At 72.1% G+C, this 25,173-nt stretch carries 20 protein-coding genes; 15 read left to right on the forward strand and 5 right to left on the reverse strand.

Features of this window, described 5'->3' with window-relative positions; translation table 11 throughout:
* Positions 1 to 501: 501 nt before the first annotated feature.
* On the reverse strand, positions 502 to 2,406 hold the full coding sequence (gene typA, locus SMD11_RS12035; RefSeq protein WP_087926457.1) for a translational GTPase TypA: 1,905 nt from the start codon (positions 2,404 to 2,406) through the stop codon (positions 502 to 504).
* 198 nt (positions 2,407 to 2,604) lie between these two features.
* Positions 2,605 to 4,413 (reverse strand): ABC transporter family substrate-binding protein, encoded by a 1,809-nt coding sequence (locus tag SMD11_RS12040; protein WP_087926458.1) that lies wholly within the window; start codon positions 4,411 to 4,413, stop codon positions 2,605 to 2,607.
* A gap of 306 nt (positions 4,414 to 4,719) precedes the next feature.
* Here SMD11_RS12040 and SMD11_RS12045 point away from each other — a divergent pair, with 306 nt between their 5' ends.
* The 13 genes from SMD11_RS12045 (at position 4,720) to SMD11_RS12105 (ending at position 20,012) form a co-directional block, all read left to right on the forward strand.
* A complete protein-coding gene (locus SMD11_RS12045) occupies positions 4,720 to 5,004 on the forward strand; it encodes a hypothetical protein (RefSeq protein ID WP_087926459.1) in 285 nt (94 codons plus the stop codon).
* A 60-nt stretch (positions 5,005 to 5,064) separates the two neighbouring features.
* Positions 5,065 to 5,919 (forward strand): hypothetical protein, encoded by an 855-nt coding sequence (locus SMD11_RS12050; protein ID WP_087926460.1) that lies wholly within the window; start codon positions 5,065 to 5,067, stop codon positions 5,917 to 5,919.
* Positions 5,920 to 5,931: 12 nt separating this feature from the next.
* A complete protein-coding gene (locus SMD11_RS12055) occupies positions 5,932 to 7,878 on the forward strand; it encodes a fumarate reductase/succinate dehydrogenase flavoprotein subunit (protein ID WP_087926461.1) in 1,947 nt (648 codons plus the stop codon).
* Positions 7,875 to 8,642, forward strand: coding sequence for a succinate dehydrogenase/fumarate reductase iron-sulfur subunit (locus tag SMD11_RS12060; RefSeq protein ID WP_087926462.1), 768 nt, complete (start codon positions 7,875 to 7,877; stop codon positions 8,640 to 8,642). Before SMD11_RS12055 ends, SMD11_RS12060 begins: the two co-directional genes overlap by 4 nt.
* Positions 8,643 to 8,743: 101 nt before the next feature.
* Positions 8,744 to 10,846, forward strand: a complete 2,103-nt coding sequence (locus SMD11_RS12065) for a TPM domain-containing protein (RefSeq protein WP_234366006.1) — start codon at positions 8,744 to 8,746, stop codon at positions 10,844 to 10,846.
* 327 nt (positions 10,847 to 11,173) lie between these two features.
* Complete coding sequence (locus SMD11_RS12070) at positions 11,174 to 11,926, forward strand: GntR family transcriptional regulator (RefSeq protein ID WP_087930444.1); 753 nt, start codon at positions 11,174 to 11,176, stop codon at positions 11,924 to 11,926.
* Between the two features lie 262 nt (positions 11,927 to 12,188).
* Positions 12,189 to 13,856: an APC family permease gene (locus SMD11_RS12075; protein ID WP_087926464.1), complete on the forward strand. Its 1,668-nt coding sequence runs from the start codon at positions 12,189 to 12,191 to the stop codon at positions 13,854 to 13,856.
* A gap of 246 nt (positions 13,857 to 14,102) precedes the next feature.
* Complete coding sequence (locus SMD11_RS12080) at positions 14,103 to 14,282, forward strand: SPOR domain-containing protein (protein WP_087926465.1); 180 nt, start codon at positions 14,103 to 14,105, stop codon at positions 14,280 to 14,282.
* A 70-nt stretch (positions 14,283 to 14,352) separates the two neighbouring features.
* The gene (locus SMD11_RS12085; RefSeq protein WP_087926466.1) at positions 14,353 to 14,751 is read left to right on the forward strand and encodes a (deoxy)nucleoside triphosphate pyrophosphohydrolase; all 399 of its coding nucleotides are present in this window, start codon (positions 14,353 to 14,355) and stop codon (positions 14,749 to 14,751) included.
* Between the two features lie 310 nt (positions 14,752 to 15,061).
* Positions 15,062 to 15,481: an ATP-binding protein gene (locus SMD11_RS12090; protein WP_087926467.1), complete on the forward strand. Its 420-nt coding sequence runs from the start codon at positions 15,062 to 15,064 to the stop codon at positions 15,479 to 15,481.
* A 191-nt stretch (positions 15,482 to 15,672) separates the two neighbouring features.
* Positions 15,673 to 18,201: a SpoIIE family protein phosphatase gene (locus SMD11_RS12095; RefSeq protein ID WP_087926468.1), complete on the forward strand. Its 2,529-nt coding sequence runs from the start codon at positions 15,673 to 15,675 to the stop codon at positions 18,199 to 18,201.
* Between the two features lie 133 nt (positions 18,202 to 18,334).
* Entirely contained in the window at positions 18,335 to 19,276 is a 942-nt protein-coding gene (locus SMD11_RS12100; RefSeq protein WP_087926469.1) for an alpha/beta fold hydrolase, read from the forward strand.
* A gap of 154 nt (positions 19,277 to 19,430) precedes the next feature.
* Positions 19,431 to 20,012 carry a Uma2 family endonuclease gene (locus SMD11_RS12105; RefSeq protein WP_087926470.1) on the forward strand — a complete coding sequence of 194 codons (582 nt, stop codon included), beginning with the start codon at positions 19,431 to 19,433 and terminating at the stop codon, positions 20,010 to 20,012.
* A gap of 61 nt (positions 20,013 to 20,073) precedes the next feature.
* On the opposite strand, the gene ychF is transcribed toward SMD11_RS12105, so the two are convergent.
* A complete protein-coding gene (gene ychF / locus SMD11_RS12110; RefSeq protein WP_087926471.1) occupies positions 20,074 to 21,162 on the reverse strand; it encodes a redox-regulated ATPase YchF in 1,089 nt (362 codons plus the stop codon).
* Positions 21,163 to 21,344: 182 nt separating this feature from the next.
* Here ychF and SMD11_RS12115 point away from each other — a divergent pair, with 182 nt between their 5' ends.
* The gene (locus SMD11_RS12115) at positions 21,345 to 21,944 is read left to right on the forward strand and encodes a DUF6542 domain-containing protein (protein ID WP_087926472.1); all 600 of its coding nucleotides are present in this window, start codon (positions 21,345 to 21,347) and stop codon (positions 21,942 to 21,944) included.
* Here SMD11_RS12115 and ppgK read toward each other — a convergent pair.
* Entirely contained in the window at positions 21,841 to 22,602 is a 762-nt protein-coding gene (gene ppgK / locus SMD11_RS12120; RefSeq protein WP_087930445.1) for a polyphosphate--glucose phosphotransferase, read from the reverse strand. The two genes, SMD11_RS12115 and ppgK, sit on opposite strands and share 104 nt — an antisense overlap.
* A gap of 30 nt (positions 22,603 to 22,632) precedes the next feature.
* A complete protein-coding gene (locus SMD11_RS12125) occupies positions 22,633 to 23,637 on the reverse strand; it encodes a 4-hydroxy-3-methylbut-2-enyl diphosphate reductase (RefSeq protein ID WP_087930446.1) in 1,005 nt (334 codons plus the stop codon).
* 123 nt (positions 23,638 to 23,760) lie between these two features.
* Here SMD11_RS12125 and SMD11_RS12130 point away from each other — a divergent pair, with 123 nt between their 5' ends.
* A complete protein-coding gene (locus tag SMD11_RS12130) occupies positions 23,761 to 25,122 on the forward strand; it encodes an APC family permease (RefSeq protein ID WP_087926473.1) in 1,362 nt (453 codons plus the stop codon).
* Positions 25,123 to 25,173 lie beyond the last annotated feature (51 nt).

Here is a 25,173-nt window from a genome sequence, read left to right on the forward strand (position 1 = left end):
GGCACCGCGCATGGGTATGCCCTCCTCAGGAGTCCACTATCACTACAAGAGAGGCGCCGGCCCCACGCTGACACCCCTGACAGCGGAGACGGAACCGGCACCTCGAGTGTGCTCGTGAGTCGGCGCTCCCCACAGCGCGTGACCCGTTGACCCGAGCTCAGTGAACCCAACTATTAAGTACGTCCGCCTTGTAAACCACACTTAAAGGGTCTCGCTTTGGTCACATCGACCGGCGAGAGATGTCCGAAATCCGGACAAAGGGAGTGCAGACAGACACCCGCGAAACGGACTGTTAACACAACAACAGACGCCCTCTGTCCGCTATACGGACAGAGGGCGACGAAAACTGACGGATAATCCGTTGACGGGCCCGTAACACGGGCCGCACCGCAGAGCATGCCAGAGGCCCGGAGCCCACCGCTATGGAAGCGGGGATTCCGGGCCTCTTCGGCTACCGAGGGCGCACTCTCGCGGGAGTACGCCCCTCAGCGCTCGCGGTCTTTAGCGCTTGGCGCGGGACGCGGTGCGGCCGCGCTCCTTCTGGTCCAGGACGACCTTGCGGATGCGCACGGCCTCCGGGGTCACCTCGACGCACTCGTCGTCGCGGCAGAACTCCAGGGACTGCTCCAGCGACAGCTTGCGCGGCGGGACGATCGCCTCGAAGGAGTCGGCGGAGGAGGAGCGCATGTTGGTGAGCTTCTTCTCCTTGGTGATGTTGACGTCCATGTCGTCGGCGCGGGAGTTCTCGCCGACGATCATGCCCTCGTACACCTCGGTGCCCGGGTCGGTGAAGAGCACGCCGCGCTCCTGGAGGTTCGTCATCGCGAAGGCGGTGACGGCACCGGCGCGGTCGGCGACCAGGGAGCCGTTGTTACGGGTCTTCAGCTCGCCGAACCACGGCTCGTGGCCCTCGTGGATGGAGTGGGCGATACCGGTGCCGCGGGTGTTCGTCAGGAACTCCGTGCGGAAGCCGATCAGACCGCGGGACGGGACGACGAACTCCATGCGGACCCAGCCGGAGCCGTGGTTGGACATGTTGTCCATGCGGCCCTTGCGGGTGCCCATGAGCTGCGTGACCGCGCCCATGTGCTCCTCGGGCACGTCGACCGTGAGGCGCTCGACCGGCTCGTGGGTCTTGCCGTCGACCTGCTTGGTGACGACCTGCGGCTTGCCGATGGTCATCTCGAAGCCCTCGCGGCGCATCTGCTCGACCAGGATGGCCAGCGCCAGCTCACCGCGGCCCTGCACCTCCCAGGCGTCGGGGCGCTCGGTGTCCAGGACGCGCAGCGAGACGTTACCGACCAGCTCGCGGTCCAGACGGTCCTTGACCTGGCGGGCGGTGACCTTGCGGTCCTTGACGGCGGACTTGGCGTCCGCGCCCTTGCCCGTGCCACCGCGGCCGACCAGCGGCGAGGTGTTGGTGCCGATGGTCATGGAGATCGCCGGCTCGTCGACCGTGATCAGCGGCAGCGCGACCGGGTTCTCCGGGTCGGCCAGGGTCTCACCGATCATGATGTCGGGGATACCGGCGACGGCGCAGATGTCACCGGGGCCGGCCACCTCGGCGGGCTTGCGGGTGAGGGCCTCGGTCATCATCAGCTCGGTGATGCGGACGTTGGAGATGGTGCCGTCACGCTTGATCCACGCGACCGTCTGGCCCTTGCGCAGCTCGCCCTGCTCGACGCGGAGCAGCGCGATGCGGCCGAGGAAGTTGTCGGCGTCGAGGTTGGTGACGTGGGCCTGGAGCGGCGCGTCGTCCTCGAACGTCGGGGCCGGGACGTGCGCCAGGATCGTGGAGAAGAACGGCTCCAGGTTGGTGCTGTCCGCGGGGACGGTGCCGTCCTCCGGCTTGGTCAGCGAGGCGATGCCGTCACGGCCGCAGGCGTAGACGATCGGGAACTCGATCTGGTCCTCGTCCGCGTCCAGGTCCAGGAAGAGGTCGTACGTCTCGTTGACGACCTCGTCGATGCGGGAGTCCGGGCGGTCCGTCTTGTTGATGCAGAGGATGACCGGCTTCCGCTGCTGGAGCGCCTTACGGAGCACGAAGCGGGTCTGCGGCAGCGGGCCCTCGGAGGCGTCGACGAGCAGCACGACCGCGTCCACCATCGACAGACCGCGCTCGACCTCGCCACCGAAGTCGGCGTGGCCGGGGGTGTCGATGATGTTGATCGTGATCGGGTCCCCGCCGTCCTTGGGGTGATACTTCACCGCCGTGTTCTTGGCGAGGATCGTGATGCCCTTCTCACGCTCCAGGTCGTTCGAGTCCATGACGCGGTCGTCGACGGACTCGAGCTGGTGGGCGGCGAAGGCGCCGGCCTGCTTGAGCATGGCGTCGACGATGGTCGTCTTGCCGTGGTCGACGTGGGCGACGATGGCGACGTTTCGAATGTCGTGGCGCGTGGGCACTTGCGGCGCTTCTCCCGGAATCGTGGATGGCAGCGCGTACGGTCCGGTACGCGCGCCTGCCGGGCAGGACACGCCACGGCCTATCCACTCCATGGTACGGGGCCGCGCCGACTTCGGCCGCCCCAGGCTGTGGGCGCAGCCTCTGACCTGCGATTACTTCCGGAAATGAGGGTGCTGCCCGGTGCCGCTCCGGGAGACTCAGCGCCGGAACCCCAGGTCCTGGTAGCGCGGCGTCGCCAGGCCGAACGCCCCGGCGTTCACGACCGTGCTCCTGGCCGCCACGAGCTCGGGGCGCTGGTAGAGCGGGATCGAGCCGGCCGCCGCCCAGATCCGGGCGTCCGCGCGGCCGACCAGGTCGCGGGAGACCTCGGTGTCCAGCTCCGTGGACGCCTGCTCGAAGAGCTGGTCGATCTGGTCCGTGCCCACCCGGGTGTAGTTCTGCTCGACCAGCAGCGAGCCGTCGGCGGCGGGCTGCGGCTTGGCGAAGACGGGGCGGGCGTCCGTCGAGGGGTAGGCGGTGGCGGGCCAGGAGTAGAGGGCGAGGTCGTAGGTGCCGGCGGCGATGTGGTCCTTGAAGTAGCCCGCGTCCGCGACCTTGGTGATCTCGGTGTGGATGCCGACGGCGTCGAGCTGGCGGGCGATGCGGTCGCCGACGGACCGCAGCGGCTCGGCGCCGGAGCCCTCCGGCAGGACGAAGCGGAGCGTGAGCCTCTTGCCGTCCTTCATCCGCACCGGCGGCGCGGCGGCCGCCCGCTTGCCGTCCGTGCCCCGCGCGGGCCCGCGCTCCCGCCAGCCCGCGTCCGCCAGGAGCTGCCCGGCCGTCTTGGGGTCGGTGCCGCCGATGGCGTCGCTGTTGTCCTCGTAGCCCTGCTGGCCGGCCATGAAGAGGTGGCTGCCTTGCGGTGCCACGGGCAGGCCCAGCGGGCGCAGAACCGATTCAGCGAGGGTCTTGCGGTCGAGGGCGCGGGCCACCGCGCGGCGCACCCGCTCGTCGGCGAGGGCGCCCGTGGAGCCGTTGAGGGCGAGCTGGGTGTAGGCGGGCTCCAGGGAGCGGCGGACGGACAGCCCGCGCAGCGGCCCGGCGGGCGGCGCGGCGCGCTTCTCCCCCTTCTTCCTGCGGGGCGTGTTCGCGGCCGTGATGCGGTCGGCGTCGGCGGTGCGCACGTCGGCGAGGTCGAGGCGGCCGGCGGCCAGCGCGGCGGCCCGCTCCTCGCGGGGCACGGCCCGCAGCACCAGCTGGTCGAGCTTGGCCCGGTCGCCCCACCACTTCGGGTCGCGGACGAGCGTGAGGGTGCCCTGGCCGTTGTCGCGCGGCCCGACCCGGAAGGGGCCGGCGGAGACCTTGAGCTCGTTGCGGGCGCTGTCGTTGAAGGCGTTGGCGTCGCCCATCACGGACTTCGGGTAGAGGGGGGTGAAGAGGGCGGCCCAGTCGGCGTAGGGGCGGGCGAAGGTGACCTTGACCTCGTGGGCGTCCGCGCCCGGCTCGACCCGGTCGATCCGGTCGTAGCCGGCGTTGCGGGCCGTCCAATAGCCGCTGTCCCGGCCGCGCAGCGCCTGCCACTGGGCCTGGAAGTCGGCGGCCGAGAGGGCCTTGCCGTCATTCCAGGCGGCCCGGGGGTTGAGCTTGTAGACCACGACCTGCCGGGGGGCGCGCTGGACGACCTCGGCGGACGCCAGGTAGTCGGGGTCGCGGCGCGGGCGGCCGTGGTCGTCCAGGGTGAAGAGGGCGGGCAGGGCGGCCGCGGCGACGCGCCGGGTGGCGGCGTCGGCGTCCGCCTGGAAGGTGTTGAGGGTGGCGGGCAGGGCGTCCACGGCCCAGCGCAGGGTGCCCTTGTCGGCGACCTTCTCGCGGGGCAGGGCGTTGATGTCCGGCGGGGTGATCGCGCCCTCGTCGGCCTCGTCCCCGGTGAGGCCGCAGCCGGCCAGCACCGGCAGCGGCAGGAGCATCCCGGCGGCCAGCAGGGCGGCGGAGCGACGGAGCCGGGTGCGGGTCGAGAGGGGGGCCATGGGATACCTCCGCCGGGACGGGACGGCTGCCGGATCGCGCGCGTCCGGCGCAATGCGCCGCTGATCGCATCTACTGCTCACCACTGAATGTGACAGTCCGCTCGAACGCCCGGCGACACGGCGCCCCGCGGGGACACGCCACCCACGTGGACGAACGTTCGGCGGCCCCCGGGCGCGGAGCGAATGCGCTCCCGCGAAGCCGCGATCGTGACCGCTATCTTCCGCTGGAGGGGTGTGACGCGCGACACTCTCTGTCGCATGAACGTCGCCACCCGCAACCGCCGACCGCGGAAGTGAGGGCAAGACATGTCCCTGAACGACGAAGTGACGGCAGTTCAGCGCTGCCTGGACGAGCTCGGCCGGGCGCTGACCCGCCTTGAGGGCCATCTGGGCAACCGCGACCTGGAGCTGCGACGCGTCCGCACCGATGCCGCACATCTGCGCGAGAGCGTCACTCTCCTGCGGGACGTCCACCCCGCGGAGCGCCCACGCCCCGAGACCGTGCCGATCCCCGACACCCCGTACGACGCCTCCCTGTGGACGGACGCCGACGAGGAAGGTCTCGGGGCCCGCGACCGGCGCGCCCCCTGACGGCACCGGGCACCGCGGCAGCCAGGCACCGACCATCCCCGCTCCTCACCGGAGTCCCCTTTGGCCACTGGTACCGACCCCCAAGCAGGCACCGCCCCCGCCGCCGGCGGAGCCGCCCCCGCGCGCGGCGGCGTCCACCACCCCTCGCGCGCCGCGATCGGCGCCCGTCACCTGCGCCCGGACCGCTGGTGGCTGGCGCCCGCGGTCACCGCCGCCGGACTGTTCGCGTTCGTCGTCTACTCCACGTGGCGGGCCTTCGCGAACGACGCCTACTACGCCGCGCCCTACGTCTCGCCCTTCTACTCCCCCTGCCTCGCCGAGAACTGCGTCCCCATGAAGGGCGGCGCGGACTGGGAGCTCTTCGGCGCCTGGTGGGGCCTGTCGCCCGCGCTGCTGATCCTGATCTTCCCGCTGGGCTTCCGGCTGACCTGCTACTACTACCGCAAGGCGTACTACCGCGGCTTCTGGGCCTCGCCCCCGGCCTGCGCCGTCGCCGAGCCGCACGCGAAGTACACCGGGGAGACCCGCTTCCCGCTGATCCTCCAGAACGTGCACCGCTACTTCTTCTACTTCGCGGTGATCGTCGCGGGCATCCTCACCTATGACACGGCCCTGGGCTTCCGCGACGAGCGGGGCGAGTGGGGCCACATGGGGCTCGGCACCCTCGTCCTCCTCGCGAACATCGCGCTGATCTGGGCGTACACCCTCTCCTGCCACTCCTGCCGGCACATCGTCGGCGGCCGGATCCGCACCTTCTCCAAGCACCCGGTGCGCTACCGCATGTGGGGCTGGGTCAGCGCGCTCAACGCCCGGCACATGCTGCTCGCGTGGGCCTCCCTGATCAGCGTGGCGGCCGCGGACTTCTACGTGTACCTGGTCGCCAGTGGCGCCTTCGACGATCCGCGCTTTTTCTAGGAGGGGCTACTGATGTCGCGTACGGCACGACAGGACTGGGACGTGGTCGTGGTCGGCGCCGGCGGCGCGGGGCTGCGGGCCGCCATCGAGGCCCGGGAGCAGGGCCTGCGCTGCGCCGTCATCTGCAAGTCGCTCTTCGGCAAGGCGCACACGGTCATGGCCGAGGGCGGCATCGCCGCCAGCATGGGCAACGTCAACGAGGGCGACAACTGGCAGGTGCACTTCAGAGACACCATGCGCGGGGGCAAATTCCTCAACCACTGGCGGATGGCGGAGCTGCACGCCAGGGAGGCCCCCGACCGGGTCTGGGAGCTGGAGACCTGGGGCGCGGTCTTCGACCGCACCAAGGACGGGAAGATCTCGCAGCGCAACTTCGGCGGGCACGAGTACCCCCGCCTGGCACACGTCGGCGACCGCACCGGCCTGGAGCTGATCCGCACCCTCCAGCAGAAGATCGTCGCCCTCCAGCAGGAGGACCTGCGCGAGCACGGCGACTACGAGGCCCGGCTGAAGGTCTTCCAGGAGTGCACCGTCACCCGCCTGCTGAAGGACGGGAACCGGATCTCGGGGGTCTTCGGCTACGAGCGGGAGTCCGGGCGCTTCTTCGTCATCGAGTCCCCCGCCGTGGTGCTGGCCACCGGCGGCATCGGCAAGTCCTTCAAGGTGACGTCGAACTCCTGGGAGTACACCGGCGACGGCCACGCGCTGGCGCTGCTCGCCGGCGCCCAGCTGATCAACATGGAGTTCGTGCAGTTCCACCCGACGGGCATGGTCTGGCCGCCGTCCGTCAAGGGCATCCTCGTCACCGAGTCCGTCCGCGGCGACGGCGGGGTGCTGCGCAACAGCGACGGCAAGCGGTTCATGTTCGACTACGTCCCGGACGTCTTCAAGGAGAAGTACGCGGAGTCCGAGGCCGAGGGCGACCGCTGGTACAAGGACCCCGACAACAACCGCCGGCCGCCCGAGCTGCTCCCCCGCGACGAGGTGGCCCGCGCCATCAACTCCGAGGTCAAGGCCGGTCGCGGCAGCCCGCACGGCGGGGTCTTCCTGGACATCTCCAGCCGGCTGCCGGCCGAGGAGGTCCGCCGCAGGCTGCCGTCCATGCACCACCAGTTCAAGGAGCTGGCGGACGTGGACATCACGGCGGAGCCGATGGAGGTGGGCCCCACCTGCCACTACGTGATGGGCGGCGTGGACGTCGACCCGGACACGGCGGCGGCGACCGGCGTGCCCGGCCTCTTCGCGGCCGGCGAGGTCGCGGGCGGGATGCACGGCTCCAACCGGCTGGGCGGCAACTCCCTCTCCGACCTGCTGGTCTTCGGCCGCCGCGCCGGGCTGCACGCCGCCCGGTACGCGGCCGGCCTCACCGGGCCCGGCCGGCCCGCCGTCGCCGACGCCGACGTCGAGGCGGCGGAGGCCGAGGCGCTGCGCCCGTTCAGCGCCGAAGGCGGCGGGGCAGGAGGGGCCGACGGGACCCCGGGCCCGGCCGAGAACCCGTACACCCTGCACCAAGAGCTCCAGCAGTCCATGAACGACCTGGTGGGCATCATCCGCAAGGGTCCCGAGATGGCGGAGGCGCTGCGCCGGCTGGCACTGCTGCGCGGCCGGTCCCGGCGGGCCGGCGTGGAGGGGCACCGGCAGTTCAACCCCGGCTGGCACCTGGCCATCGACCTGCGCAACATGCTGCTGGTCAGCGAGTGCGTGGCGCGCGCGGCCCTGGAGCGCACCGAGAGCCGGGGCGGGCACACGCGCGACGACCACCCGGCGATGGACCGGAGCTGGCGTCAGGTCAACCTCGTCTGCCGGCTGCTGGCGGAGAGCGGCGAGGCCGATCCGCTGCTGGGGCTGATCGGGGTGGAGCGGCGCGCGATGCCGCCGATCCGGGGCGACCTGCTGGCGCTCTTCGAGAAGGACGAGCTGATGAAGTACCTGACCGACGAGGAGCTGACCGCACCGTGAGCTACGACGCCCACTTCCGGGTATGGCGGGGGGACGCGGCCGGCGGGGAGCTCGCCGACTACACCGTCGCCGTCAACGACGGCGAGGTCGTCCTCGACGTCATCCACCGGCTCCAGGCCACCGAGGCCACCGACCTGGCCGTCCGCTGGAACTGCAAGGCGGGCAAGTGCGGTTCCTGTAGCGCGGAGATCAACGGCAGGCCGCGGCTGATGTGCATGACCCGGATGTCGTCCCTTCCGCCCGGGCAGACCGTGACCGTCACGCCGATGCGCGCCTTCCCGGTCGTCCGGGACCTGGTGACGGACGTGTCGTTCAACTACGCAAAGGCGCGCGAGGTCCCGGCGTTCGTCCCGCCGCCCGGTCTGGCGCCCGGGGAGTACCGGATGCGGCAGGAGGACGTCGGCCGCTCCCAGGAGTTCCGCAAGTGCATCGAGTGCTTCCTGTGCCAGGACACCTGCCATGTGGTGCGCGACCACGAGGAGAACAAGGCCGCGTTCGCCGGGCCCCGCTTCCTGATGCGCGTCGCCGAGCTGGACATGCACCCGCTGGACGCGGCGGCCGAGGCCGGGCTGGACCGCAAGCGGGCCGCGCAGGAGGAGCACGGACTGGGCTACTGCAACATCACCAAGTGCTGCACGGAGGTCTGCCCCGAGAACATCAAGATCACCGACAACGCCCTGATCCCGCTCAAGGAGCGCGCCGTCGACCGCAAGTACGACCCGCTGGTCTGGCTCGGCGCCAGGATCCGCCGGCGGGGGGCGTGAGCGGGGGCGCGACAAGGGGCGCGAGCAGGCGCGAACACGGACCGTGGATGGCCCCGAGCTCCCGGTAGCGGGCCGGACACTACCGCCATACGCTCACAAATGTGACGCGGCTTTCGAGGCGGTACCGTCCGGCGCCGGGCGGGGCCAGGGTCAGGGCCCTCCTCGCCCTCCTCACGCTGTGCGCGTTGCTGCTGCCGGGCCCGCCCGCCCGTGCCGACACCCCCCTCGACCTGGACACCGGGGGCCGGATCACCGACACCGTGGGCGCGCTCGGCCGCCGCCGGGCCCAGGTGACGTCCGCGCTCGACAAGCTGCACACCACGCACCGCATCCAGCTGTACGTCACCTACGTACGGGACTTCTCCGGCCGCTCCGGGCACGACTGGGCCGACGCCACGGCCGACCGCAACGGCCTCGGCCCGCGCGACGTCCTGCTCGCCGTCGCCACGCACCGGCAGCAGTACGCCGTCTCGGCCGCCGGGGACTCCGGCTTCCGCCGCGCGCAGCTGGACGCCGTCGCGGCCACCGCGATCGCGCCCGCCGTGGCCCAGCACGACTGGGCCGGCGCGGCCATCGGCGCGGCCGACGGCTACGGCTCCGTACTCCGGGGCGAGCCGGTCCGGCCACCCGCGATCTCGCCCGGCGACAGCGACCCGGGCGGCGGGCTGGTGCCCCGTCACCGCGCCGTGTGGCTGCCCGTGGCCCTCGCCGCCGCGGTCTGCCTGACGGTCCTGTGCCTGTGCTCCCGGCGGGCGGCACGGCGGCGGGCGGCCCGGCGGGCCCGCAGGGCGGCACGGGCGGCGCGGGCGGTCCGCCCGGACAGCGCGGTGCGGGCCTCCGTCGTCGGCACGTCGACCGAACCCGGCCTCGCCCGGATGGTCCAGCCGCTGACGCCGCTGCCCGCCCTGGACGCCGAGGCCGCCCGCGCGCTCGTGGAGACGGACGACGCCGTGCGCACCAGCGCGGAGGAGCTGCTCTTCGCCACCGCCCAGCTGGGCGGCGCGGCGACCCGGCCCTTCGCCGAGGCCGTCGCGTACGCGAAGGGCGAGCTCGCGGACGCCTTCCGGCTGCGGCAGCGGCTCGACGACGCGCCGTACGAGGACGAGGAGCTGCGCCGCCGCGCGCTGGACGAGATCTGCTCCCACTGCACCAGCGCCAACCGCCGGCTGGACGCCGAGTCCGAGGCGTTCGACCGGCTGCGCGGGCTGCGGGCCAACGCGGCGGGCATCCTCGCGCACGCCGAGGCCGCGGCCCAGGCGCTGGCGCCCCGCATCGACACCGCCGATGCGGCGCTCACCGCCCTGACCGGCTGCTGCGCGGGCACGGCGCTCAGCGCCTTCGTCCGGCACCCCGCGGAGGCCCGGGACCGGCTGGCCTTCGCCACGGCGGGCCTGGCCGAGGCCCGCCGGACCCTGGCGGCGGGTGACGCGGACGGCGCGGCCGTCTCCCTGCGCGCCGCCGAGGCCGCGCTGTCCCAGGCCCGCACGCTGACCACGGCGGCCCTGCGGCGGGCCCACGAGCTGACGGGCACGGCGGCCCGGCTGCGGGCCGCCGTGCTGGACGCCGAGGCGGGGCTGGCGGCCGCCCGGAGCGGCCCGGTCTCGGCGGAGGGCGCCCGGCGCGCGGCCACCGCCGCGCGGGTGCTGACCGAGGTGCGGCGCGACATGGCGTGCGGCCGGTACGACCCGCGGGCGGTGCTGCGGCGCGTCGAGGAGGCGGCGGCGTCGCTCGACGCGGAGGCCGCGGGTACGGGCGGCGGCAGCCGGGCGGACGAGCGGCGGGCCCGGCGCCGGGTGGAGCGGGCGGTGCTGGCCGCGCGCGGCGAGGTGGCGGCGGCCCGGGACTTCGTCAGCACCCACCGGGGTGCCGTCGGCTGCCGGGCCCGCACCCGGCTCGCCGAGGCGGAGCGCCATCTCGCGCGAGCCCGCGGCCTGCCGGCCGACCAGGGCCGGGAGATCCTGTCGGCGACCGGCCACGCCGACTCGCTGGCCCGCCAGGCCCGCGCGCTGGCCGAGCACGACGTCACCGACTATCTGACCGGGCCCGGCACCGGGAGGCCGGCCGCCTATGACCCGGAGGCGCCCCGGCCCGCCCGCGCCCTGGGCGGCGCGCTGCTGGGCGGCGTCATCATGGCGGGCCTGCTGCCGGCCACCTTCGGCGGCGGGGCGACGCGGGGGCGGCTGGCGGGCGGCACGGAGGCGTGACGGAGACGGGCCGGAGACGGCGAGGCCCCGGAGGGCGGCCGGGGCCGCCGCCGTGTCCCCGGCGAGGCGCTCGCGCCGGCTCCGCGCGCCGTCCGCGCACGGCGGGCCGGTCACTCAGAGTGGTGACGCGGTGTATCGCGCCGTGCACCGCGCGCGCATAATTGCAGACGCGTCCTGGAAGGGTGCCGTCCGCATGTGCGTACGCCACCCCGATCACACGTCCCTGAACTGCAATTCACTACATCTAGTGAAACTCTGGCCAGAAGTTGCGCATCGCAACCCTGGGTTGCCAAGCTGTTGCGGACTGTCAACCCCTTGGGAGTGGACGTGGCCTTCGGTGACCAGCCCGCATACCTTCGAGTCGCCGGCGATCTTCGACAGAAAATCGTCGCAGGCGAGCTGCCGCCGCACACCCGCCTCCCCTCCCAGGCCCGCATCCGCGAGCAGTACGGCGTCTCCGACACCGTCGCCCTGGAGGCCCGCAAGGTCCTGATGGCCGAGGGGCTGGTCGAGGGGCGCTCCGGCTCCGGCACCTATGTGCGGGAGCAGCCCGTGCCGCGCGCCCTGGCCCGCACGGGCTACCGCACGGCCGGGGAGTCCACGCCCTTCCGTCAGGAGCAGGCCGACAGCCGGGTGAAGGGCACCTGGGAGTCCCGCAGCGAGCAGGTGGCGGTCGACACCCCGCTGGCCCGTCGGCTGCGGATCGCCACGGGCGACCGCGCCATGCGGACGGACTACCTCTTCCGGGCCGGCGGCGAGCCGGTGATGCTCTCGACCTCCTGGGAGCCCCTGGCCGTCACCGGGCGGACACCCGTGATGCTCCCCGAGGAGGGCCCGCTGGCCGGGCGCGGCGTCGTGGAGCGGATGGCCGCCATCGACCTGATCGTGGACAACGTCGCGGAGGAGGTCAGCGCCCGCCCCGGCCTCGCGGAGGAGGTGCTGGCCCTCGGCGGCGTCCCCGGTCACTACGTGGTGGTCGTCTCGCGCACGTATTTCGCCGGCGGCTGCCCCGTGGAGACGGCGGACATCGTCGTGCTCGCCGAGCGCTACCGCATCGCGTACCACCTTCCGGTGAAGTGATCGGCTACCACTTTCCGGTGAAGCACGTGTGACGCCGGCGTGAACCGGCCATGACGCACTACCCGCCGCTTCGTACCAGCGGGTAGGAAGTGCGCGCTATGTCCCGCTCTGCCCCGATAAGGCAGGGCGGGTCTTTGTGTTGCAAACCTCACATACGGCCAGGTCAGAGGCTTTTCGCGGAATGTGAGCGTCCAAATCACTCATACGATGGCGCGGTTTGTGTCCTGCCGTGAGGGAGAAGAAAGAAAAGGAGATCCGGGGCTTGAGTACCGAACAGGGTTCTAACTCCAACTACCGCCGGACGCTTGGGACGACGGCTCTGACCGCCGTCGGCCTCGGGTCGATCATCGGCTCCGGCTGGCTCTTCGGTGCCGAGCGCGCCGCCGCGCTGGCCGGCCCTGCCGCCATCCTCGCCTGGGTCATCGGCGCCGTCGTGGCGCTGACCATCGCCCTCACCTACACCGAGCTCGGCTCGATGTTCCCCAAGGCCGGCGGCATGGTGCGGTACGGCCAGTTCTCGCACGGCTCGCTGGCGGGGTACATGGCCGCCTGGGCCAACTGGATCGCGATCGTCTCCGTGATCCCCGGTGAGGCGACCGCGTCGATCCAGTACATGAGCTCCTGGGACTTCTCCTGGGCCGAGAACCTGTACGACGGCAAGGAGCTGACCGGATCCGGTCTCGCCCTCGCCAGCGTGCTGGTGGTCTTCTACTTCTTCCTGAACTGGTTCGCGATCACCCTGTTCGCCAAGACGAACAACGCGATCACCGTGTTCAAGGTCGTCGTGCCGGTGCTGACGGCGGGCGCGCTGATGTTCGCCCACTTCGACACCAGCAACATCACCGACCACGGCGGCTTCGCCCCGAACGGCTGGAGCGCGGTCTTCAGCGCGGTCGCGGTCGCGGGCATCGTCTGGGCCTTCAACGGCTTCCAGTCGCCGCTGAACATGGCCGCCGAGGCCCGTAACCCCGGCAAGTCGCTGCCGAAGGCCGTCATCGGCTCCATCCTGATCGCCCTGGTGATCTACATCGCCCTCCAGGTCGCGTTCCTGATGGCCGTCCCGGCCCAGGACCTGACCGCCAGCGGTGGCTGGAACGCGCTGGGCTACAAGTCCCCGCTCGCCGACCTCTCCATCGCCTGGGGCCTGAACTGGCTCGCGCTGCTGCTCTACGCGGACGCCTTCGTCTCCCCGTCCGGCACCGGCATGATCTACGCGGCCACCACCTCGCGCATGATCCACGGCGTCCAGGAGAACGGTCACCTGCCGAAGATCTTCGGCAAGGTCGACCCCAAGACCGGTGTGCCGAAGCCGGCCCTGCTGCTCAACCTGGTGATCTCCTTCATCTTCCTGGCCGTCTTCCGCGGCTGGGGCTCGATCGCCGAGATCGTCGGTGTGGCCACGGTCATCTCGTACATCACCGGCCCCGTCGCCGTGATGTCCCTGCGCCGCATCGCCCCCGGCATGAAGCGCCCGGTGAAGCTGAAGGCCATGCCGGTGATCGCGCCCATCGCGATGATCTTCGGCTCCCTGGTCATGTACTGGGCCCGCTGGCCGCTGACCGGCAAGGTCATCTTCATCATGGCCATCGGCCTGCCGATCTGGGCCTGGTACGAGCTGCGCAAGCCGTGGGCCGAGCTGAAGCCGCACCTGAAGGCCGGCGCCTGGATGGTCACCTACCTGCTCGTCATGGCCTTCGTCTCCTGGGCCGGCGGCGAGGAGTTCGGCGGCAAGGGCTACCTGGCCCCCGGCTGGGACATCGTGGTCGTCGCCCTGATCGCCCTCGTCTTCTACGCCTGGGGCGTGAAGAGCGCCTGGCGCAACCCGACGCTCGTCCAGGTCGAGAAGGAGATGACGGAGCTCGCGGAGTCGGAGGGCGGGTCGGACGAGACCGACGGGCGCTCCGAGCCCTCGCTGGCGAAGAAGTCCTGACGGCTGCCTGACAGCCTGACCGGCCTCCTGTAGCACGAAGGGGCGGTCCAGGGTCCGCAACGGGCCCCGGACCGCCCCTTCGTGCGTCCCCGGACCACCCTGATGGCCGAATGCGTACCTCTTCGTGAAAAACCGTATCCGCTGCGTAAAGGTCGGGCGTACGCTCGGGCATATGCGGACTGCGGTTTCTCGGGGAGACGCCGAAAGGTGTGCGCCGGTGCGCGCACCGGCGGAAGGGCAGGGGCGATGACGGACAGCGGACCGATCCTGCCCTGGCTGGTGATCCGCGAGGACGAAAGCGGCAACCGCTACCGCGTCGGCCGCTACGCCACCAAGACGGAGGCCGAGCAGGTGGCCGAGCGCCTGGACGCCCGCGCCCGCAGCGGGCTCTACATAGTCGAGCGGGTCGGCCGCGCGCTCTCCTGAGAGCGCGCCCGGCCGCTCCGGGCCCCTCCCCCGGCCGCCGGGCCGCGCCGACCCCCTAGGCTTGCCCCTCATGACGACGGTGCGTGTGGTGGTGGGCGGAGCGGTCTTCGACCAGGGCCGGCTGCTGGCGGCGCGGCGCAGTGCCCCGCCCGAGCTGGCGGGCCGCTGGGAGCTGCCCGGCGGCAAGCTCGAAGCGGGCGAGAGCGCCGAGCAGGCGCTGGTGCGGGAGCTGCGCGAGGAGCTCGGCGTGGAGGTCGAGCCGCTGGAGCGGATCGAGGGCGAGTGGCCGCTGCGGCCCCCGTACGTCCTCCAGGTCTGGACGGCCCGGCTGCGGAGCGGCGAGGCGCGCCCGCTCCAGGACCACGACGAGCTGCGCTGGCTGACCCCCGACCGCGTCGACGAGGTCGACTGGCTCGACCAGGACAGGCCTGCGGTGGCGGCCGCGGCGCGCCTGCTCGGCTCTTCCTGACCTGAGGCCCAGCCCCCGGCGGACCGGATTTCCGCACGGCGGCGCGGGAGAGGCCGGGGCACGAATCCCCCGGTCCGGAAGGGGCGGGGCCCGGGAAGTACGCCGCGCGGCGGCACCCGTCCCGCACCGCCGCGCCCGGCCGTCACCCGCCCCGCGTACCCCCCGCACGCGCGGGCCGGTTACGCCATCCGTGTCACAGCCGACGACCCCGGAGCGCCGAAGAAGATAGTCAGCCCGCCATATCGGGTATGTGCTGATTATTCTCCCCGTACCCGGTCATTCCCGGGCGGGGCCGCAGCGGGTCTGGGAAGTGATCGGCGTGAGCGAGAGCGCGAGGGCCCTGGCGTCGACGCCCGGCTTCGCCGAGTGGAGCTTCCCCGCCGAGCCCGGCGCCGTCCGGACCGCGCGCACCCTGGTGCGCGACACCCTGGAGGAGTGGGGCCTCGGCTCGGTCACGGATGTGACGGTGCTGCTGGTCAGCGAGCTGGTCACCAACTCCCTGCGGTACGCGAGCGGGCCCATCGGCGTCCGGATGTACTCCCACGCCGGGCCCACGCTGCTGGTCGAGGTGTCCGATCCACTGCCCGATCCGCCCACCGAGCGCGTCGCCCACCCCGACGACGAGGGCGGCCGCGGGCTGCAATTGGTGGCATGCGCCTCGCGACGCTGGGGAACCCGCCGGGGAAACACCGGCAAAACAGTGTGGTTCGAGCTCAGTCTGCCCGGTTAGGAACCCGGTGAGGAGACATAGCGGGTTGAGACCGTGCTGTGATCGTGAAGTCCGTGTTCCGAAGGGCCCCTGTGCTGGATACTCGGCCTTCTGATGCCGGTGCGAGCACATGAGCCGGAGGGGACGGGCACGTGAGCGAAAAGCCAGCGGGTACGGCGGACAGCACGCCGGAGGCACTCCACGCCGATGCGATGTGGCAGAACAGTCCGCCCGGATCCCTCTACGACTACATTCGCGTGGCCTCCTTCGCCCTGGGTTCCGACGGGCGGATCGAGCAGTGGAGCGAGCGGGCGGCCGAGCTGTTCGGCATAGCGGCGCGGCACGCCGTCGGGAAGGACCCCGCCGAGCTCTTCGCCGCCCCGGAGCCCGGGCGCCCGCTCGCCCCCTTCCTGGGCGAGGGCGGCCCGGACGGCCGGGAGTGGACCGGGATCGTCCCGTACCAGCGCGGTGGCCGGCGCGGCGGCCCGCACGACGGCCTCCAGGGGTCCGGCCTCGCCGAGATCTATGTAATGCCCACCGAGACCGACCGCGGGGAGCGCGCCGCGCTCTGTGTCGCCGTCGACGTCCGGGCGCTGCGCGGCATAGAGACCGACATCGCGGCGTCCGAAGCCGTTTTCGGCCAATCTCCCCTGGGTTTCTTCTTCTTCGGTACCGATCTCACCCTGTTGCGCGTCAACGAGAGCTTCGCCCAGACCTTCGGCCGGCCGGCCGCCTGGCACCGCGGCCGTACCCCGCACGACTTCCTGCCGCGCGGCGAGGCCGAGCGGCTGACCGCCGCCCTGCGCCAAGTCCTCGCCACCGGCAAGCCGGTGTCGGACATTCAGCTCGTCGGGCCCGTGCCGGGCCAGAGCGAGCGCCGCCGCTGGTCGGTCTCGCTCTACCGGCTGCACAGCGGCAGCGGGCGGCCGATCGGCGTGGCCGCCCTCGCCACCGACGTCACCGGCCGCCGCCGCGCCGAGCGGGAGGCCGCGGGCGTCCGCCGCAATCTGGCGCTGCTCAACGAGGCGGGCGCCCGGATCGGCAACAGCCTGGACCTGGAGACCACGGCGCGGGAGCTGCTGGCCGTCGCCGTGCCGCAGTTCTGCGACCTGGCCTCCGTGGACCTCTACCAGGGCCTGCTCGCCGGCGACGAGGCCCCGCCCGGCCTCGCGGACGGCAGCGGGGAGCTGCGCCGCGTCGCGTACGCCAGCGCGGTCTCGGGGGCGCCCGTCGACGGCGGCGACAAGCCCATCCAGGTCGGCGAGGTGCACCGCTACCCCTTCCACTCGCCCTGCGCCGGTGCGCTGCGCACCGCGCAGGCGCAGGTGGTGCCGCGCCGGGAGCGCGAGGAGGGGCCGGAGCTGGGCGCGGTGGTGCAGTCGACGCTGGCCGTGCCGATGGTCGCCCGGGACGTCGTGGTGGGGCTGGCCCAGTTCTCCCGTACGAAGGGCAGCGAGCCCTTCGGCGAGCGGGACACCGCCCTGGCCGTGGAGCTGGCGGCGCGCGCGGCGGTCTGCATCGACAACGCCCGCCTCTACCGCAGGGAGCACGAGCGCGCCCTGATCCTCCAGCGCAGCCTGCTGCCCCCGGGCGACCCCGAGGCCGCCGGGCTGGACATCGCCTGCCGCTATCTGCCCGCCAACGCGGCGACAGAGGTCGGCGGCGACTGGTTCGACGTGATCGAGCTCCCCGGCCACCGCACGGCCCTGGTCGTCGGCGATGTGATGGGCCGTGGGCTGCGGGCCGCCGTGGCCATGGGCGAGCTGCGCACGGCCGTCCGCACCCTGGCCATGCTGGACCTGGAGCCGGCCGAGGTGCTCTCCGCGCTCGACGAGATCGCCCACGGCCTGGGCAGGCCGGGCGGCAAGCAGTCCGCGTCGCGCGGGGTCCGCGGCGGGGTACGGGCGGCGGACCTCTCCGAGGTCTATCTGGCGACGTGCGTCTACGCCGTCTACGACCCCGTCACCCGCCGCTGCACGGTCGCCAACGCCGGGCACCTGCCGCCGGTGCTGGTCGAGGCGGGCCGGCCCGCGAAGCTGCTGGACGTGCCGCCGGGGATGCCGCTGGGCGTCGGGGGCGAGCCGTTCGAGGAGACGGAGATCGATCTGCCGGACGGCGCGCTCCTCGCCCTCTACACCGACGGCCTGGTGGAGTCCCGCGACCATCCGCTGGACGAGGGCCTGCACGCCTTCCGGGAGGCGCTGACGGACCCGGCGCGGCCGCTGGAGGAGGTCTGCGACCACGTCCTGGGCGCCCTGGACACCCACCACGGCGAGGACGACATCGCGCTGCTCATGGCACGGCTGCGCGGCCTGCCCGAGAGCCACGTCGGCGACTGGACGCTGCCGCCGGAGCCCCGCTCGGTCGCCCGCGCCCGGGAGATGGCCCGCGACCAGCTGCTGGCATGGGGCCTGGAGGACCTGGTCGACACCACGGAGCTGCTGGTCAGCGAGCTGGTCACCAACGCCCTGCGGTACGGCGAGGGGGAGATCCGGCTCCGGCTGCTGCTGGACCGGACGCTGGTGTGCGAGGTCTGGGACGGCGGCCTCGTACAGCCGCGCCGCCGCCGGGCCCGCGACACGGACGAGGGCGGCCGCGGCCTCCAGCTCGTCGGCCTGCTCAGCGCCGCCTGGGGCAGCCGGCGCACGCCGCACGGCAAGACCGTGTGGTTCGAACTGGCCCTGCCCGACGCGGACTCCCCGGCTCCGGACGCGGTGGAGGCGCTGCTGAGCCTTTACTGATCCTGTACCGAACCCCCTTCCGGCCGGGGTGGCCGAGCGGACTGGATCTTGTTATCGTCGCGGCAACCGGAGGGTTGGATATTCAAATCCACCACAGCCGGTAGCGGCCTCCGGCCGACGAAGGGGGAAGCGCATGTCGCCGAACGGGATCCAGACGCCGACGCCCGGCGGGCTGCTGGAGGACGCCGGTACCGGGGAGTCCCTCGACGCCCGGCTCGCGGCGTCCCTGGAGGGCTCCTTCAGCAGCGAGTACGCGGAGGTGAACGGCGTCCGCCTGCACTATGTGACGGGCGGCCGGGGCACGCCGCTGGTCCTGCTGCCCGGCTGGCCGGAGACCTGGTGGGAGTACCGCAAGGTCATGCCCGCCCTCGCGGCCCACCACCGCGTGATAGCCGTGGACTTCCGCGGCATGGGCGGCTCGGACAAGCCGGCGTCCGGCTTCGAGAAGAAGACGATGGCCGGCGACATCCGCGAACTGGCCCGCCACCTCGGCCACGACCGGATCAACATCGCGGGTCACGGCATCGGCGCGATGATCGCCTTCGCGTACGCCAACAACCACCCGGAGGCCACCGAGAAGGTGGCCGTCCTCAACACCACCCACATCGACGACAGCTACTACGACTTCCCCATGGTCCCCCGCCCCGGCGACAAGGGACCGCACCGCTGGTGGCTGGCCTTCAACCAGGTGCACGACCTCCCGGAGCAACTCCTGGAGGGCCGCTACCGCCATCTGATCGACTACATGTTCGGCCTCAGCCTGGTGAACCCGGACGCGATCACCCCGCACGACCGCGACGTCTACGCCCGCGCCTACTCCTCGGCGGAGGCGATCCGCGCCAGCAAGGCCTGGTTCCAGGCGTACCAGCGGGACATCGAGGACTTCAACGGCTACGGCCCGGTCACCGCCCCCATGCTGGGCCTGGCCTACGGCACCTTCTACGACTACATGCGCGAGGCCCTCCCGGCCCAGGGCACGGACGTCCGCGTCGTCGAGATCGAGAACACCCGCAACTACCTGGTCGAGGAACAGCCGGAGGCGGTGGCGCGGGAGCTGCTGGCGTTCTTCGGCTGAGGCGGGGGCGGGGCCGCCATGCCGACTTTCCCTCCCTGGATGTCCGGGGAGGGAAATCGGCATGCAGTAGCACGGCCGGAGCCCACGCGCGGAGCGTTCGCCCGAACCGGTCCGATCCATGACCGGAAGGGATCCAGGTCGCTACGGTGGAGGCATGACCGCCCTGCCCGACTGGATGCGCCCGCCTCGCGAGGAAGGCTGGCTGGCGGAGGATCTGGACAACCTCCCGGAGGCCCCTCGCCACACCGAGCTGATCGATGGAGCCCTCGTCTTCACGATGTCCCCACAGCGGTCCTGGCACGGCCGCGTCCTCGACGCCCTGACCTACACCATCAGGCAGCAGGCACCTGCGGGCTTCGAGGTGGAGCGTGAGATGACCGTCAGCCTCGACGAGCGCAACCGCCCCGAACCGGACCTCTTGGTGAGCACGGTCCCGTACGTCCCCGAACGGACGTGGTTCGCGCCGGAGAATGTCCAGCTCGTCCTCGAAGTGGTGTCCCCCGAGTACGCGCACCGCGACCGCACGGTCAAGCTCGGCAAGTACGCCCGGGCGGGGATCCCGCACTACTGGATCGTCGAGGACGAGGACGGCTCCCCCGTCGTCCACGTCTACGAGCTGGACAAACCGACCGGGGCCTACGCCCCGGCAGGCATCTTCCGCCACGCCCTCCAGCGCGACGTCCCCTTCGAAATCGGCCTCGACCTGGACAAGCTCACACCGCGGGCGAGCCGCTGAGCCGGACCGGGAACACCGAAGGGCCGCGCTCACCGGAGTGCGGCCCTTTCTCGCGTGCTGATCAGACGTTGAAGCGGAACTCCACCACGTCGCCGTCCGCCATCACATAGTCCTTGCCCTCCATGCGGGCCTTGCCCGCCGCGCGGGCGTCGGCCACCGAGCCCGTGGCGACGAGGTCCTCGAAGGAGATGACCTCGGCCTTGATGAAGCCCTTCTGGAAGTCGGTGTGGATGACACCGGCCGCCTCGGGGGCCGTGGCGCCCTTCTTGATGGTCCAGGCGCGGGTCTCCTTGGGGCCTGCCGTGAGGTAGGTCTGGAGGCCCAGGGTGTCGAAGCCGACGCGGCCGAGGGTGGCGAGGCCGGGCTCGTCCTGGCCCATGGACTGGAGGAGCTCCAGCGCCTCCTCGTCGTCCAGCTCGATCAGCTCGGACTCGATCTTGGCGTTGAGGAAGATGGCCTCGGCCGGGGCGACCAGGGCGCGCTGCTCGTTCTTGAAGTCCTCGTCGACCAGCTCGTCCTCGTCGACGTTGAAGACGTAGAGGAAGGGCTTGGTGGTGAGCAGGTGCAGCTCGTGCAGGAGGTCACCGCGCTCGGTGCCCTTGGTGATGCCCGCGGAGAACAGGGTCTGGCCGGACTCCAGGATCTCCTTGGCGGCCTCGACGGCGGCCAGGACGGCGACCTTCTCCTTCTGGAGGCGGGACTCCTTGGTCAGGCGCGGGACCGCCTTCTCGACCGACTGGAGGTCCGCGAGGATCAGCTCGGTGTTGATCGTCTCGATGTCGTCCTTCGGCGAGACCTTGCCGTCGACGTGGACGACGTTCTCGTCCTTGAAGGCACGGATGACCTGGCAGATCGCATCGGACTCACGGATGTTCGCCAGGAACTTGTTGCCCAGGCCCTCGCCCTCCGAGGCGCCCCGGACGATGCCGGCGATGTCGACGAAGTCGACCGTGGCCGGAAGGATCTTCTGCGAACCGAAGATCTCGGCCAGCTTCTGGAGCCGGGGGTCGGGGACGCCGACGACGCCCACGTTGGGCTCGATGGTGGCGAACGGGTAGTTGGCCGCCAGGACGTCGTTCTTGGTCAGGGCGTTGAACAGGGTCGACTTGCCGACATTCGGCAGACCGACGATTCCGATCGTGAGCGACACGTGGCGACTTCCCGTAGCGAGATGTGAAGGGTTCGCGGCCCGCTGCGGGGCCGGTCATCCAGTCTACGGGTCCCCGCCCGGAGGCGGCCCCGGACGGACTATCAGTCGAACGCACGGCCAAGGTGGCCCAAACGGCGTGTCCAACGTCGGATTCCTCCCACTTCTCGACCTAGTTTGGTCGGGTGGAGCAACCCAGCACACGTATCCCGCAGCGCAAGGTCCGCCGCGCGTCCCCGGTGCCCCGGCCCGCCGCCCCCGTGGGGCCGGGCGAGAGCCCCTTCCTCCTCCGCGGCCGGTCCGGACGGGCCTCTCCCCCGACGGGCGGTCCGGGGACCCGGCTGACCGGCCTCGGCAGCGGCCTGCTGACCATCCTGGCGATGCTCGGCGCGGGCTGGCTGGTCTCCGTCACGGCCGGCGGCTCGACCACCCTCTACGGGATGGCCTTCCTGGCCGGCGCCGCGGCCTGCGCCCTGTGGGTGCGCCCCGCGGACCTGGTCACCGCGCCCGTGACCGCCCCCATCGCCTTCACCGCGGGAGCCGTGCCCCTGACCGACGGCGACGGCGGCTTCGCAGGCCAGGCCATGGGCATGATCACCCTGCTGTCGCTGAACGCCGGGTGGCTCTACGCCGGCACCCTGCTGGCCGGCGTGCTCGCGCTCGTCCGCAGGATCATGCTGGTCAGGGCGCGTCGGAAGCAGCGGAACCGGCAGCGGAGGCGGCCATCGCGGCCCCCACGATCCCCGCGTCGTTCTGGAGCAGAGCAGGCACGATCTCGGCGCTGACCCCCTCGATCAGCGGCAGGAACTTCTCCGCCTTACGGCTCACCCCGCCGCCGATCACGAACAGCTCGGGCGAGAACAGCTTCTCCACATGGACGAGGTAGCGCTGCACCCGGCGGGCCCAGTGCTGCCAGTTCAGGCCTTCCTCTTCCTTCGCCCGGGTCGAGGCGCGGGTCTCCGCGTCATGGCCGTGCAGCTCCAGATGGCCCAGCTCCGTGTTGGGCACCAGCCTGCCGTCCGTGAAGACGGCGCTGCCGATGCCCGTGCCGAAGGTGAGCACGACGACCGTGCCGCGCCGCCCGCGCCCGGCGCCGTGCGTCATCTCGGCGAGCCCGGCCGCGTCCGCGTCGTTCAGCACGGTCACGGGGGCGCCGAGGCGCTCACCGAGCAGCGCGGCGGCGTCCCGCCCGATCCAGCCCTTGTCGACATTGGCGGCCGTCCGCGTCGTACCGCCGACGACCACGCCGGGGAAGGTCGCCCCCACCGGCCCGGACCAGCCGAAGTGGTCCGCCACCTCCCGGACACGGTCCGCGACCGCGTCCGGGGTCGCCGGGTGCGGGGTGAGGACCTTGAACCGCTCCTCGGCCAGCTCGCCCCGCGCCACGTCCACCGGCGCGCCCTTGATGCCCGATCCGCCGATGTCCACGCCGAATACGTTCATGGCCACCACGCTAAGGGGTCGGGTCCGGCGTCACCCCTTCTCGGCGCCGGATTCCGGACCCCCGGCCAGCGTGGCCGCCTCCGCGCGCAGGTCGCGGCGGAGCTCCTTGGGGAGCGAGAAGGTGATGGACTCCTTGGCGGCCGTGACGGTCTCGACGTCGTCGTAGCCGCGCTCGGCCAGCCAGTCCAGGACGCCCTCGACGAGGATCTCCGGCACCGAGGCGCCCGAGGTCACACCGACCGTCCGCACGCCCTCCAGCCACGCCTCGTCGATCTCCTCGGCGTAGTCCACCAGGTGGGCGTCCTTGGCGCCCGCGCCGAGGGCGACCTCGACCAGGCGGACGGAGTTCGAGGAGTTCTTGGAGCCGACGACGATCACCAGGTCGGCCTCCGCGCCCATCTGCTTGACCGCGATCTGGCGGTTCTGCGTGGCGTAGCAGATGTCGTCGCTCGGCGGGCTGATCAGCTGCGGGAAGCGGCCCTTCAGCGCGTCGACGGTCTCCATCGTCTCGTCGACGGAGAGCGTGGTCTGGGAGAGCCAGACGACCTTGGACTCGTCGCGGACGGTCACGTTCGACACGTCGTCGGGGCCGTCGACCAGCGTGATGTGGTCGGGCGCCTCGCCGCTCGTGCCGATGACCTCCTCGTGGCCCTCGTGACCGATGAGGAGGATGTCGTAGTCCTCCTTGGCGAACCGGACGGCTTCCTTGTGGACCTTGGTGACCAGCGGGCACGTCGCGTCGATCGTGGCGAGCTTGCCGCGCGCGGCCTCGTCGTGGACGACCGGGGCGACGCCGTGCGCCGAGAAGATGACGATGTTGCCCTCGGGCACCTCCTCCGTCTCCTCGACGAAGATGGCGCCCTTCTTCTCCAGGGTCTTGACCACGTACTTGTTGTGGACGATCTCATGGCGCACGTAGACGGGCGCGCCGTACTGCTCCAGAGCCTTTTCGACGGCGATCACGGCACGGTCCACACCCGCGCAGTAGCCACGGGGGGCGGCGAGAAGAACCTTGCGGGAGGTCGTTGCAGTCATGCCGTCCATCGTACGGGCCCGGGCCCCGCTCATTCCGCTTGACCGGCGTCCCGGCCGGAGCTGGGGCACGATGTCCGGAAGGCCGGAAGGGGCCGGACGGCACGGACCAGCGAGGGGCATTCCATGGCACAGCCCGCCGGCGAGCGCGGCAGCACCGAGCTCCACCGCACGCTCACCTTCCGGGACCTGGTCGTCTACGGCCTCCTCTTCATCGCCCCCATGGCGCCCGTCGGCGTCTTCGGCACCCTCGGCGCGAAGTCGCACGGCGCGGTCGCCCTCGTCTACGTGGTGGCCACGGTCGCCATGGCGTTCACCGCCTTCTCGTACGCGCAGATGGTCCGGGTGGCCCCGCAGGCCGGCTCGGTCTACACCTACGCGCGGGTGGGGCTCGGCGAGGGGCCGGGCTTCATCGCCGGCTGGATGGCGATGCTCGACTACCTGCTGATCCCGGCCGTCGCGTACCTCTTCTCCGGGATCGCGATGAACGCGCTGGTGCCCGAGGTCTCCCGGTGGGTGTGGACGGCGATCGCCGTGGTCGTCACGACCGGGCTGAACCTCTGGGGGGTGCGGGCCGCGGCGCTCGTCGGCTTCCTGGTGCTGGCCATGGAGATCGTGGTGCTGCTGGTCTTCCTGGCCTCGGCCGTCTTCGCGCTAGCCGAGAAGGGCGCCCGGCGCGACTGGCTGTCGCCCCTGACCGGCGAGGGCGGGCTCACCACGGGGGCGGTCTTCGCCGCGGTGTCCGTGGCGGTGCTGTCGTACCTGGGCTTCGACGCGATCGCCGCCTTCGCGGAGGAGTCCGCGGGCGGCTCGGCCCGGGTGGCCCGGGCCGTGATGACGTGCCTGGCGGTGGCGGGCGTGCTGTTCGTCGCCCAGACGTACCTGGCGGCGCTGCTCGCCCCCATGTCCGCCGCTGAGCTGGCCGCGGACCCGGCGGCCCAGGGCTCGGCGTTCTACGACACGGTGGACGCGTCGACGGGCGCGTGGCTGCACGACCTGGTGGCCGCGAGCAAGGCGATCGGCGCCGCGTTCGCCGCCCTGGCCGGGCAGGCGGCGGCGGGCCGGCTGCTGTTCGCGATGGCCCGCGACCGCCGGCTGCCGGCCCTGCTGGCCAAGGTCGACCGCGGCTCCGGCGTACCCCGCCCCGCCCTGCTGGGCGCGGCGGCGGTGACGCTGGTGGCGGCGGTCTGGGCGGCCCGCCGCGACGACGGCCTGGACCGGCTGGTCTCGGTCGTGGACGTGGGCGCGCTGGTCGCCTTCGCGCTGCTGCACCTGTCGGTGATCGGCTGGTTCGCGGTACGGAAGCGGGGCGGTCCGACGCATCCGGTACGGCATGTGGTGGTACCGCTGCTGGGACTGGCCGTGGTGATCGCGGTCGTGGTGAAGGCGGCGGCGACGGCCCAGATCGTGGGCGGGGTGTGGCTGGCGGTGGGCCTGGGGGTCCTGATCACCCAACGCCTCCGGCGCGGGTCGGCGGGCGTGGGGTGACGTGCCCGCGGTCCCGCGCGGACACCGACGGCGAAGGCCCGCGCTGAGACC

This window comes from Streptomyces albireticuli (assembly GCF_002192455.1).
In the GTDB taxonomy this organism is placed as follows: domain Bacteria; phylum Actinomycetota; class Actinomycetes; order Streptomycetales; family Streptomycetaceae; genus Streptomyces; species Streptomyces albireticuli_B.

What these genes read in the sequence shown, in the direction of transcription:
- SMD11_RS12040 (WP_087926458.1), bottom strand. Translation starts at nt 4,413, where the DNA reads ATGGCCCCCCTCTCGACCCGCACCCGGCTCCGTCGCTCCGCCGCCCTG.
- SMD11_RS12045 (WP_087926459.1), top strand. Translation starts at nt 4,720, where the DNA reads ATGTCCCTGAACGACGAAGTGACGGCAGTTCAGCGCTGCCTGGACGAG.
- SMD11_RS12055 (WP_087926461.1), top strand. Translation starts at nt 5,932, where the DNA reads ATGTCGCGTACGGCACGACAGGACTGGGACGTGGTCGTGGTCGGCGCC.
- SMD11_RS12080 (WP_087926465.1), top strand. Translation starts at nt 14,103, where the DNA reads ATGACGGACAGCGGACCGATCCTGCCCTGGCTGGTGATCCGCGAGGAC.
- SMD11_RS12085 (WP_087926466.1), top strand. Translation starts at nt 14,353, where the DNA reads ATGACGACGGTGCGTGTGGTGGTGGGCGGAGCGGTCTTCGACCAGGGC.
- SMD11_RS12095 (WP_087926468.1), top strand. Translation starts at nt 15,673, where the DNA reads ATGTGGCAGAACAGTCCGCCCGGATCCCTCTACGACTACATTCGCGTG.
- SMD11_RS12100 (WP_087926469.1), top strand. Translation starts at nt 18,335, where the DNA reads ATGTCGCCGAACGGGATCCAGACGCCGACGCCCGGCGGGCTGCTGGAG.
- SMD11_RS12105 (WP_087926470.1), top strand. Translation starts at nt 19,431, where the DNA reads ATGACCGCCCTGCCCGACTGGATGCGCCCGCCTCGCGAGGAAGGCTGG.
- ppgK (WP_087930445.1), bottom strand. Translation starts at nt 22,602, where the DNA reads ATGAACGTATTCGGCGTGGACATCGGCGGATCGGGCATCAAGGGCGCG.
- SMD11_RS12125 (WP_087930446.1), bottom strand. Translation starts at nt 23,637, where the DNA reads ATGACTGCAACGACCTCCCGCAAGGTTCTTCTCGCCGCCCCCCGTGGC.
- SMD11_RS12130 (WP_087926473.1), top strand. Translation starts at nt 23,761, where the DNA reads ATGGCACAGCCCGCCGGCGAGCGCGGCAGCACCGAGCTCCACCGCACG.